The sequence below is a fragment of the Mesorhizobium sp. P5_C1 genome, from assembly GCF_054049815.1.
In genome coordinates this window covers 1-11,088 of record NZ_JBFULQ010000163.1, presented here as the reverse complement: position 1 = coordinate 11,088, position 11,088 = coordinate 1, and the positions used below count along the sequence as shown (strand labels likewise).

Genomic DNA, 11,088 nt, shown 5'->3' with positions numbered 1-11,088 from the left:
CTCTACCCGTCGGCATCGATCGGCGAGAACATCGCCTTCCCGCTCTATCATGACGGCATTTCCAGGGCTGAGCGGACTGCCCGCGTCAACCGCGTCGCCGCGATCCTCCACTTGGAGCACGTTCTCGACCGGCTGCCGAACCAGATATCCGAGGGCGAAAAGCAGCGCGCCGCCATGGCCCGCGCCATCGTCCGCGACCCCAATTGCTTCCTCTTCGACGAGCCCTTGTCGCGTCTCGATGTCGAACTGCGCCAGAGCATGCGTGGCCAGATCAAGGAAGTGCTGCAGGGCCTCTCCAAAGCGACCGTGATCGTGACCCATGACCAGCTCGAAGCGCTCACCATGGCCGACCGCATCGCCATCATGAAGGACGGCCTGATCGAGCAAGTCGGCTCACCGCACGAGGTTTTTGCCAAGCCCGCCAATGCTTTCGTGGCGAGCTTCATCGGCACGCCGCAGATGAATCTTCTCGAGGCCGACCTCAAGACCTTCGCCGATGGCACGGCGGAGATGGCCGTGGCCGGCATTAATCTGGCGATCCGCACGGACGCGGCGGTCGCGCGCCTGCAGCCCGGCAAGGTGACGATCGGTGTCCGCCCCCGCGCCTTCACCGCGACCGATACGGGGGACCGTGGCACCATCTCCGCCCGGGCCGAGCTCATCGAGCCCATGGGCGCCGAAACCCTTATTCATGCCCGCACGGCGGCAGGCGCCGACATCCGCGTCGTGGTGACGAGAAGCCAGCGGGTCAAGGTCGGCGAGGCGCTGAATCTACGCCCCGATCCCAGGCAAACCCATGTCTTCGATGGCGCCGGAAAGGCGGTGCGGTCATGAGCGAACGTTCTTCCGGCATGAGCCGGGCCGGCGCGTACTGCCTCGAGGTCTTCATCATTGGCCTGGGCGTCATGGCGCTGGTGCTGATCTTCCAACCCTTTTCCATCGGCCTGTACGCGGTCGGCAGCGGTCTCGTGGTGCTTGCCGGACTCATCAACAACCTGCTGCCGTTGGCCCAGCCGGGCGTCAAGGTGCGCAGTGTGGTGACCGTAGCGCTGGTCGTGGCGCTGGTCTTCTGCATTGTGCTGCTGGTTTCGATCACGGCGGCGCATCTCTACGGCGTCTTCTTCCTCAATCCACCGGACCCCAACACTCTCGCCGGCAAGGCGCAGCTCGCCACGCCGCCTTTCTACAAGCAGGCTTTCGTGTGGGAAATCGCCGCCGCGGCGGTGATTCTCGCGCTGGTCGTCACCGCTCTCAACAAGACAGCGCGATGATCAGCAGCTGACGCTATCCGGCAGGTCGCGCTCGCGCCGGTCCGCGCCGGTCGGTGTGCGTCGCCCTCTCAACTCTCACGCCGTCATCCTCCGGCTTGACCGGAGGACCCGATGCCGAGATCAAGGACCGCGTCGACCGCGCCGCCAGGACGCTGCGGATCGAACATTTGCTCGACCGCAAGACCGACCGGCTTTCGGGCGGCCGAGATGCAGCGCGTGTCGATCGGCCGTGCCATCGTGCGCAAGCCGCACGTGTGCCTGATGGACGAGCCGCTGTCGGCGCTCGACGCCAAACTGCGCGTGGCGCTGCGCACGGAACTCAAGAACCTGCAGATGCAACTCGGCGCCACCTTCCTGTTTGTCACCCACGACCAGATCGCGGCGATGTCCATGGGCGATAAGGTCGGCGTGCTTAACCATGGCCGCATCGTCCAGACCGGCACGCCGTACGAGATCTACAACAATCCGCGCGACACCTATGTGGCGAGCTTCGTCGGCTCGCCGCCGATGAACCTCATCGACGGCAAGCTGGTGAACGGCCGCGCGGTGATGGCGCCGCTGAATTTCGAACTGCCTTTTTCAGGGGGAGCCAAGGCGAGTGCGGCGACCGACGGCCGCCCGCTCGTCTTCGGCATTCGGCCCGAGGACGTCTATCTCGAGAGCGGCGCGCCGGTCGAGGCGCACGTCCACGACGTCGAGAACCATGGCGTCGAAAAGATCCTGACGCTGCGCGTCGGCGACGCGATGCTGCGCGCCACGGTGCCGGCCAGGACCGATGTGGCGATCGAGCAGCCGGTGCGCTTTGCCTGGAACCCCGACAAGGTGGTGCTGTTCGACAAGGGCAGCGGCGTCAATTTGCGCCACGCGTCATAGGCCGCGACCTCGCTTATTTCGGCAGGTAAGTCTCATATGGCGTGTCGTTGATCAGCAGGACCCTGCTCTTCGGCGCGAAGATGGCTGGGCGCCGAGCCAATGACGCGCTTGAAGGCACGGCTGAAGGCGGCATCCGATTCATAGCCGAGACGCGCGGCAACGACGGAGATCTTCATCCGGTCGCGGACCAGCCACTGCCGCGCCTGGTGCATTCTGACCTGGGTGACATATTTAGCCGGCGTTTCTCCAACGACGGTGGCGAACCGCTCGGCAAATCCCGACCGCGAGGCGCCCATCATCCTGGCCAGCGACTCGACAGTCCAGTCGTGGTTCGGTTCGAGATGGATGGCGGCCAGCACGCGCCCGATCTCGCGGTCCCTGACCGCCGCGATCCAGCCGGACGAGTCTCCGCAACCGCGTTCGACCCATGAGCGGATGACGGTGGCGGCAAGCACGTCAGCCAGCCGCGCCATGATACCGCCGGAGCCGACGCGCTCCATCGTCACTTCGCGTGCCATCGAGTCCAGCAAATGCGGTATCCCCGGTTCGTAGGCTTCCAGCTCATGCGTGCGCATCACGTCCGGCATCATGCCGAGCAAGGGATGCAGGCCATCGAGGTTGAAATACATGCTGGCGCAGAACAGCAGCGTTCCCGGTTGGCAGTCCTTGCCGCACATCTCCGCGTTCGACGTGCAGTAGACGTCCTTGCAGACCTCTTCGAGTTCGTAGCCGTGGATCGGCCAGGCCTGGGCGCCGGGTTCGCTGGCCAGCACATGCGCCGCACCGCGTGGCAGCAGCACCGCATCCCCCGCATTCAGCTCCACCCATTCGCCCGACGGCTGCTTCAACCAGCAGCCTCTACGGCCGATGAAATGAAACCGCGCCCCGGGTTGAGCCGGGAACTGGATGCCCCACGGCTCCTTCATTTCGCAGCGACCGTATTCGACGCCATCGAGACGCAGGCCGCGCAATATGTCGGTGAGCGGATCGCCCGTGATCGGGATTTTGGACGAATGGTCAAACATAATGGGGTTTCTAGCATGGAAACTCCAGGCGGTCACTCCCTATGTTGCGTTGCAGCCAAATGCTGCGCTGCAAACAAGATCGAAGACCGGCCACATAGCCAAGCCGAGATGGCAAGGCATGTAACGGGTGGAGCCCCGGTTGGTCGTTCCCTATGTGGCGCTGCAAACAGATCGGAGACTGACCATGGCCGAACCCGCGACAGGCGTCATCGACGCCACACTTCTGAACCCCGCAGACTCTGATGAACGAACCGAGCCGGCATGGGGCGCCGTGGTCTCGCTGGCGCTTGGTGTTTTCGGCCTCGTTACCGCCGAGTTCCTGCCGGCCAGCCTGCTGACGCCAATGGCGCGCGACCTCGGCGTCACCGAAGGCGTGGCCGGACAAGCGGTGACGGCGACCGCCATCGTCGGCGCCATTGCCGCGCCGACCATGGCCATCATCACCAGGCGCATGGACCGCAGGGTGGTGATGTGGATGCTGACGGTGTTCCTGATCTTCTCCAACCTTCTGGCCACCTTTGCCTCATCGCTTACCGTGCTCCTGCTTGCCCGCGTCGTGCTCGGCGTTGCACTTGGCGGCTTCTGGGCGATGTCGGCGGCGATGGCGCTGCGGCTGGTACCGATGCGGCTGATGCCGCGCGCCATGTCGATCATCCTGACCGGCGTTTCGCTGGCGACGGTATGCGCAGCGCCGGTCGGCGCCTATGTCGGTGATATCTGGGGCTGGCGGACCGCCTTCATGATCGCCACCGTCGTCGGCGCCCTGGCGCTGCTGGTGCAGGTGGCCACCATTCCGAAGCTGCCACCCGTGGGCGTGGCAAGCTTCCGTACCTTGCTCGATGTGCTCGAGCGCCCCTCTATCAGGGTGGCACTGCTGGTCGTGCTGCTCGTTGCCTCGGGACACTTTGCCGGCTTCACCTACGTGCGCCCTTTCCTCGAGAAGGTCCCCGTGCTCGACATCGAGACAATCTCGCTGGTGCTTCTGGCCTATGGCGTTGGTGGCTTCTTCGGCAATGTCGCCGGCGGCTTCCTGGCCGAACGCAACCTCAAGGCAGCCGTTGCGCTGGCGCCCTTGCTGATTGCGGCGGCGGCTGCCTCGATGCTGGTTTTCGGTGCCTCGCCCACGGTCGCTGCCGCCGCGGTTGCGGCGTGGGGCTTTGCCTTCGGCGCGGTGCCGGTTGGGCTGCAGAGCTGGCTGGTGCGGGCAGCACCGGATCAGGCAGAAAGCGCAGGCGGGCTGATGGTGGCGACGTTCCAGGTGGCGATTGCGCTCGGTGCTGTCGTCGGTGGCCTGCTGGTCGACCATGCCGGCGTGGCCAGCGCCTTCGCCTATTGCGGCACGGCGACATTGCTGGCGGCGATCGTGGTGTTCCTGCGCGGTCCGAAGCAGGTCAACTAGCCGTCGGACTCACCATTTGGCGATAACTTCCTGACGCCAAGCATCGGCCCGCGAACCATCACGGTTTCGGGCCGATGCCGTTATGCGGCAAGCGACAAAGCGAACCTTGCCGGTGCGACGGGAGATAGGTTCAGACCGAGCGGCCATCGAAGTCGAAGACTGGCAAGGTCGAAGGGTCAAAATCCGCAATGCAATACATGTTGACGTAGGCACTGCGTTCAGGGCCTTCGCCGACATCCTCAGCGAAGGGGTGGACTCCACAGGTGCGGCAGAACCGATGCGCGATGGCGTGGTTGCCGAATGTGTAGATCCCCAAGTCATTGCCCCAGGCCAGCACCTGCAAGGTCTCGTGCGGGATGGCACACAACAGGGCACCCTTGCGCGAGCAGATCGAGCAATTGCACCGCACGGCGCCGGTCAGCTCGGCTTCGAACTCGAAGGCGACCTTGCCGCAGTGACAGCTGCCTTTGTAGAGCATCGGATTTTTCCTCGTATCGACAGGGTGCAAAACCGCCTGCGCCGGTTTAAGTCTCGGCAGGCCAAGTGCTGGCCGCTACCTCTTAAGACGTTCAAGGCGTCCGGAGTCCGACACCGAAAATGCAATCAGCCCGCGATCATCTCGAAACCATCCTCGCGCGACTCGCCGCCCGTGCCGGCGAAGAACATGTGTTCACGAAGCTTTATGCCGAAGCCGCGCGGGCCGCGGCCGACGCCAGCGATGCCCGCAAACAAGCCGGTGTGACGCTGGGGCCGCTCGACGGCACCATTGTCTCGATCAAGGATCTGTTCGATGTCGGCGGCGAACCAACCACGGCCGGCTCGCTCATGCTCAGGACCGCTGCACCTGCGCTGCGCGACGCCGCCATCGTTGGCCGGTTGCGGCAGGCCGGCGCGGTGATCGTCGGCAAGACCAACATGACCGAATTCGCGTTCACCGCGATCGGTGACAACCAGCACTACGGCACGCCCGGGAATGCCACCGATCCCAGCCGCATTCCTGGTGGTTCCTCCTCAGGTGCCGGCGTTTCCGTCGGCGAGGGGACGAGCGAAATCTCCATCGGTTCCGATACCGGTGGTTCGATACGCATTCCGGCATCGCTCAACGGTGTCGTCGGCTTCAAGCCGACCGCTAGGCGGGTGCCTCTCACCGGCGCTTTCCCGTTGTCCGGCACGCTGGACTCGATCGGGCCGCTTGCCCGAACCGTCGCCCAGTGCGCCGCCGCCGACGCCGTGATGGCCGGCGAGGAAGCGGCTGCGCTGACGTCGATTTCCCTTGTAGGGCTTCGCATAGGCATCCCGCGCGGCGTCCTATTCGAAGAAACGCAAGGCGAGGTGGCGACCGCGTTCGATCGATGCCTTCGCAAGGTCGAACTGGCGGGTGCAGGGGTGGCGGATCTGTCGATAGACGATCTGCTTGGAGAGATGCGCGCGGCGACCAAGCGCGGTTCGATCGCTGCCATGGAAGGGGCGGAGATCCATGCCGACTGGTTGGCGACGGGGGCATCGGTGCCGGTCGACCCACATGTCAGCGGGCCTTTGTCGCGGGCAGCTATGCTGCCGACGCCAGTTTACATCAGGACAATGCGTCGTCGCGCCGCGCTCGCGGCCGCCATGGACGAGCGGCTGGCATCGGTCGATATGCTGGCCCTACCGACCACACCGGTGACAGCGCCGACCATCGTTTCGATGGTTGACGATGCCGAACTGCGCGACCGCACCGAAGGCCTACTGCTGCGCAACACGCAGGTCGCCAACCAGTTCGACCTTTGTGCGATCTCGCTGCCGATGCCGGGCATGGTGCGCCCGGCAGGATTGATGCTGGTGGCGCGCAACGGCCAAGACCGGCGACTGCTACGCCTCGCCGCTGAAATAGAGTCGCTGCTTGGCTCTTGACGAGGGCTGAACTGAATATCAGTGCGACGAACAGTGCTTGCGTTCGCTTTCCTTGGCGGTGCGTACGATGCCGGTCGCAACCAGCCAGGGCAGGCTGTAGTCCTTGCCGGTGATGGTCTGCGTGCGATGTTCGATCGATCCCCTGACGACGATCTTTCCGGCGTAAAGCGCGTCTGAGAGATCCGTTATCGCCTTGTCGGCCTGCGGCAATCCGCTGCTGTCGATCGACACGCCCTTGATGATCGTGCCGGTGGCAAGGTCGAGCGCGCTGTTCGACGGGCAGGGTGCCTTGAAGCAGCGCAGCCCGTTGTCGCAGTAGACATAGCTGCTCTCCGCAGCGGCAAGCGACGGCAAGACGGCTGTCGAAGCGGTGGCAACAAACAACAGCGCGGAGCGAAGACTGGACATGGGAGCGAGCCTCGCCAGAAAATGAGGCGAAACGGCGATGCGTTACACGCTCGCAGGAAACCGCCGGCGGTAGTGATCGACCACTTCGGGGTTGCGCAGATTGACCGGCAGTTTGTTGGCCAGCACCAGCAAGGCTTCACCGGCCGCGCCGACGCCCATGCGCATCATCGATTCCTCGGTGATGCCGGCCATGTGCGGGGTGATGATGACATTGTCGAAGCCAAAATAGGGATGATCTGGCGGCAGCGGCTGCGTCGAAAACACATCGAGTGCGGCACCGCCGATGCGGCGTTTCTGCAAGGCTTCGATCAGGGCGTCGTCATCGACGACCGGTCCGCGCGATACGTTGATCAGCAGCGCATTGGGCTTCATGCGGGCGATCCGCTCGCGATTGATCAAGCCGCGCGTCTCCGGCGTCAACGGACAGCACAGAACGATGATGTCGCTCTGCTCGACCAGGGCGTCGATCGACAGGAAGCCGACTTTCTCCGGCGCCGGCTGCATGCTGCGCGTCGTTGCCACCACCTTCAGGTCGAAACCATGCGCCGCTATATGTCCGACAGCCTGGCCAACGGCGCCAAGGCCGACGATGCCGATCGTCTTGCCGGCAAGTTCGCTGTTGGAGTTGGCGTGCTCGCGGCCGGCGAGCCAGCCTTTCGCGCGCAAGTCGCGGTCGACGATGCGGAAGCGGCGAAGCAGGGCAAGTGCTGCAAACATGACGTGTTCGGCAACCGAGCGGGCATTGACCGCCGGCACATTCGCCACCAGCACGCCGGCCGCGAATGCTGCTTCCATCGGGATCATATCGAGCCCGGCGCCATGGCGGATTGCTGCCCTCAGCTTCCCTGCACCCTCGAAGAGCTGTGGCGGCAGAGGCGCGCGCACGATGACAATGTCAGCGTTTTTCGCCTCGGCAACAAGCGTCGCTGGGTCGAGAGCAGAAGCGACAACAAGCTCGCCGGCGCCGGCCAGCATGGCCGAGGCGCGCGGATGCAGGGGGTGTGTGGTGAGGATGCGGGCCATGTCGGTCAGGCTCTTTCGAGCGTCGGGCTTTGAGGTTCCTCGCCATGGCCCTCGATCAGGCCCTTCCAGTAGCTCTCGGCGCCCTGCAGATGAGCGCTCATCAGCGCCTGGGCGAGATTGCCGTCGCGGCGCAGCAGCGCCTCGTAGATCTGGATGTGCTCGGCATGCGAGCGCACGCTGCGCTCGGGATCGTTGAAATAGATCGGCAGGCGCTGCTCGCCCATCATGTAGTAGACGCTGCAGACATTGTGGAAGACGCTGTTCTTGGTCGCGCGTACGATCTCAAGGTGGAATTCGCGGTCTTCCTTGGCCAGGCCCTCGCCTGCGGCGATGCGCTCTTCCGAAGCTTTCAGGATCTCGCGCAGACGCTCGAAATTCTCTTCGGTGGCGCGCGAACAGGCAAGCTCGGCCGCCTTGATCTCATGGATCTTGCGCAATTCGACCGTCTCGTAGATCTGGATCGGATCGAGCGGCAGGCCGGCGCGCGCGAACAGCGCCATCGCCTCGACGCTGGCCTGCTTGGTGTCGATGTAGATGCCGGACTTGGCCCTGCGCTCGACGATGCGCATGGCTTCGAGGATGGCGAGCGCCTCGCGGATCTGGCCGCGGCTGACGCCGAACTGCTCCGCCAGCTCACGTTCCGACGGCGTTCGGCCGGTCTCCTTGTCCGAATGGGAGAACAGGTAGGCAGCGAGTTCCGCGAGAAGGTTCTTTTCTTTCATTGTCAATCGCGTTGCGCGTGCGCCTCCAGGAACCGCTCCGAAATGGTGAACCCCAGACCCGGCTTTTCCGGGATCGCTATCATACCGTCCTTGGCTTCGACAGTCTCTTCGATCAGATCATGGATCATCGGGTTGGCGCCGAGCGAATATTCGACGGTGAAACTAGCCGGCGAAGCAGCACAGACGTGCAGTCCAGCGAAGAAGCACGGCGCGCCGGCCCACAGATGCGGCGCAAAGCGCAGGTTGAAGGCGCTGGCGATGGTGCCGATCTTCATCGCTTCGCTGATGCCGCCGCAGAAGGCCGGATCGGGCTGGAAGATGTCGGCGGCTTTCAGCACGGCAAGGTCGCGGAAGGCATAGCGCGTCGCCTCACTTYCGCCGGTGGCGATCGGAACGGCGCCGCTTGCCCGCACTTCGGCCATGCCTGGCTTGTCGTCGGCGATGATCGGCTCCTCGAACCAGGCGAGGTCCAGATCGTCGATGAGGTGGATGAAGCGCTTGGCTTCAGCCACCGTGTAGGTGCCGTGGGCATCGACCATCAATTCGACATCGGGGCCGAGCGCCTGCCGTGCGGCACGGACGCGGGCGGCGGAGACATGCGCGGCACCGTCCATGGCGCCGATCCGCATCTTCAGCGCCTTGAAGCCGCCTTTGGCGACATACGATTTCAATTGCTCGCCGATGRCGTCGGCGGACGCCCATCCGCCGGACGCATAGGCCGGCATGCGATCGAGCTTGCGGCCGCCGAGGAGCCGCCAGACCGGAACGCCAAGCGATTTGCCCAGGATATCCCAGAGCGCGATATCGACGGCGCTGATGGCCGCTATGCTCATGCCGCGCCGCGCCAGTTGCGGCATGGCGTGGCCGGCGCGGGCGGCGCTGTCGTGGCGAACGCCGTTGTAGAGCATCTCCCAGATGACGCCGATGTCGGCCGGATCGCGGCCGATCAATTGCGGCCCGACTTCATGGTTCAGCATGTGGACCAGCGCCCCGTAGCTGCCGGCGCTGCCGGCGGCATTCTTGCCTTCGCCCCAGCCGACCAGCCCGTCATCGGTCTCGATGCGCAGGATGGCGGCGTCAAAGGTCGTCACCTGACCGAAGTCGCTGCGGTGCTGCCGAGCGGCTTCGATCGGGATGCGGATCCACCAGGCTTGGACGGTCTTGATGCGCATTGTCTTTCCCGGCCCTGCCGCCGGTCAGGGCGAAAGGGCAATTTCCCAACAGGCAGTCGACTACTTGATCAGCGGCAGCAACGTTTCTGCGGTGATGCGCATCTGGTCGGTGTAGAATTTCTCGGTCAGCACGCTGGAGCCGTGATCCTGGATGAACTTCAGCTGTTCGGGCGAAATGTCGACCGGATGGCGCTCGACCATGTCGGGATAGGGCGCGGCCGGCGTGCGGTCGACCGGGGCGACGAACTCGTTGGTCAGCGCGCCGTCGTAGCCGACTTCCTTCAGCGTGGCGACGATCTTCGGCCAGTCGATCTGGCCGAGGCCGGCGGCAAAGCGGTTGTTGTCGGCGACATGGAAGTCGAACAGGCGCTTGCCGACCTGCCGGATCGCGTCATGGACGTTAAATTCCTCCATGTGGATGTGGTAGGCGTCGAGGCAGACGCCGCATTCGGGGCTGACCGCGTCTGCCAGCGCCAGGGCCTGGGCGCCGCGATTGAACAGATAGGTTTCGAAGCGATTGAGCGGTTCGACGGCGATCTTGACGCCGACCTTCTTTGCGTGGGTGAAGCATTCACGGGTCGCGTCGACAACCCATTTCCATTCCTCTTCCTCGGTGCCATCCGGCACCACCTTGCCGACCGTCGCCGGAACCAGCGTGATGATCTCGCCATCGAGTTCGCTGATCATCGTCAGCACGTCCTTGACATACTGCACGGACCGCTCGCGCTGGCCCTGGTCCTTGGCGGCAAGGTTGCGCTCGCCCAGCATCAAGGTCACCGCGCCCCAGCAGCGGATCCCATGCTCCTTCAGCAGCGCCCGCGTCTCCTTGGTCTTGTACTGCTCAGGCTCGCCGGAAATCTCGATCGACTCGTAGCCGAATTTCTTGATGCGCTTGAGCGTCGTCTCCAGCGGTTCCGCGCGCATCCAGTTGTGCGTCGAAAGGTGCATGGTCTGTCCTTCCCAGATTCGTCTTTATGGTTCGCCTGCGACATGCATCGCTGAACGGCGACGCAAGGGTTCCTCCCCAAGGCATCCCCAGCCTTTTTCGCAAACTGGTTCGACCAATTGGGCCTGAAGCGAGGTCTACAGCAATTTCCCATGGACGGCAAGAAGCGGCGGACTGCTGCGCTCACTCCGAATTATTTCATTGATTATATTGAGATATGTATCCCTTTTTTGCCTGTCTCAGGGGTTCCCGCGATGCACTACAAGACTTGACCAAATCCTTGTATTTGGTAATACCAGAATAGCGGCGCGCACAAGCGCCCGGTATGAAAAGACCAAAGTGGCTGGCCCTGCTTC

At 64.0% G+C, this 11,088-nt stretch carries 11 protein-coding genes and 1 pseudogene; 5 read left to right on the top strand and 7 right to left on the bottom strand.

What is annotated here, in order from left to right:
• From ACXJ7R_RS15115 to ACXJ7R_RS15105, 3 genes and pseudogenes are all read left to right on the top strand, one after another.
• The coding region (locus tag ACXJ7R_RS15115) for an ABC transporter ATP-binding protein (RefSeq protein WP_457152533.1) at window positions 1-834 on the top strand (834 nt) is incomplete at its 5' end.
• Window positions 831-1,271: a hypothetical protein gene (locus ACXJ7R_RS15110; RefSeq protein ID WP_457152532.1), complete on the top strand. Its 441-nt coding sequence runs from the start codon at window positions 831-833 to the stop codon at window positions 1,269-1,271. The genes ACXJ7R_RS15115 and ACXJ7R_RS15110, both read left to right, overlap by 4 nt.
• Window positions 1,272-1,384: 113 nt before the next feature.
• Window positions 1,385-2,144 (top strand): annotated as a pseudogene (locus ACXJ7R_RS15105) (ABC transporter ATP-binding protein); the annotation flags it as partial.
• Between the two features lie 32 nt (window positions 2,145-2,176).
• On the opposite strand, the gene ACXJ7R_RS15100 reads toward ACXJ7R_RS15105, so the two are convergent.
• Window positions 2,177-3,169, bottom strand: a complete 993-nt coding sequence (locus tag ACXJ7R_RS15100) for an AraC family transcriptional regulator (protein ID WP_457152531.1) — start codon at window positions 3,167-3,169, stop codon at window positions 2,177-2,179.
• 184 nt (window positions 3,170-3,353) lie between these two features.
• On the opposite strand from ACXJ7R_RS15100, the gene ACXJ7R_RS15095 reads away from it, so the two are divergent.
• Complete coding sequence (locus ACXJ7R_RS15095) at window positions 3,354-4,568, top strand: MFS transporter (RefSeq protein WP_457152530.1); 1,215 nt, start codon at window positions 3,354-3,356, stop codon at window positions 4,566-4,568.
• Window positions 4,569-4,698: 130 nt separating this feature from the next.
• Here ACXJ7R_RS15095 and ACXJ7R_RS15090 read toward each other — a convergent pair whose 3' ends face one another.
• Window positions 4,699-5,046, bottom strand: coding sequence for a GFA family protein (locus ACXJ7R_RS15090; protein WP_457152529.1), 348 nt, complete (start codon window positions 5,044-5,046; stop codon window positions 4,699-4,701).
• A 119-nt stretch (window positions 5,047-5,165) separates the two neighbouring features.
• On the opposite strand from ACXJ7R_RS15090, the gene ACXJ7R_RS15085 reads away from it, so the two are divergent.
• On the top strand, window positions 5,166-6,461 hold the full coding sequence (locus ACXJ7R_RS15085; protein ID WP_457152528.1) for an amidase: 1,296 nt from the start codon (window positions 5,166-5,168) through the stop codon (window positions 6,459-6,461).
• A gap of 18 nt (window positions 6,462-6,479) precedes the next feature.
• On the opposite strand, the gene ACXJ7R_RS15080 is transcribed toward ACXJ7R_RS15085, so the two are convergent.
• The 5 genes from ACXJ7R_RS15080 to ACXJ7R_RS15060 are packed head-to-tail and all read right to left on the bottom strand — an operon-like array spanning window position 6,480 to window position 10,734.
• The gene (locus tag ACXJ7R_RS15080) at window positions 6,480-6,869 is read right to left on the bottom strand and encodes a hypothetical protein (RefSeq protein WP_457152527.1); all 390 of its coding nucleotides are present in this window, start codon (window positions 6,867-6,869) and stop codon (window positions 6,480-6,482) included.
• Between the two features lie 42 nt (window positions 6,870-6,911).
• Window positions 6,912-7,892 (bottom strand): hydroxyacid dehydrogenase, encoded by a 981-nt coding sequence (locus ACXJ7R_RS15075; RefSeq protein ID WP_457152526.1) that lies wholly within the window; start codon window positions 7,890-7,892, stop codon window positions 6,912-6,914.
• 5 nt (window positions 7,893-7,897) lie between these two features.
• Complete coding sequence (locus ACXJ7R_RS15070) at window positions 7,898-8,614, bottom strand: FadR/GntR family transcriptional regulator (protein ID WP_095084786.1); 717 nt, start codon at window positions 8,612-8,614, stop codon at window positions 7,898-7,900.
• A 2-nt stretch (window positions 8,615-8,616) separates the two neighbouring features.
• Window positions 8,617-9,786, bottom strand: coding sequence for a mandelate racemase/muconate lactonizing enzyme family protein (locus tag ACXJ7R_RS15065; protein ID WP_457152525.1), 1,170 nt, complete (start codon window positions 9,784-9,786; stop codon window positions 8,617-8,619).
• 60 nt (window positions 9,787-9,846) lie between these two features.
• Window positions 9,847-10,734: a sugar phosphate isomerase/epimerase family protein gene (locus ACXJ7R_RS15060; RefSeq protein ID WP_095084784.1), complete on the bottom strand. Its 888-nt coding sequence runs from the start codon at window positions 10,732-10,734 to the stop codon at window positions 9,847-9,849.
• Window positions 10,735-11,088: the final 354 nt, after the last annotated feature.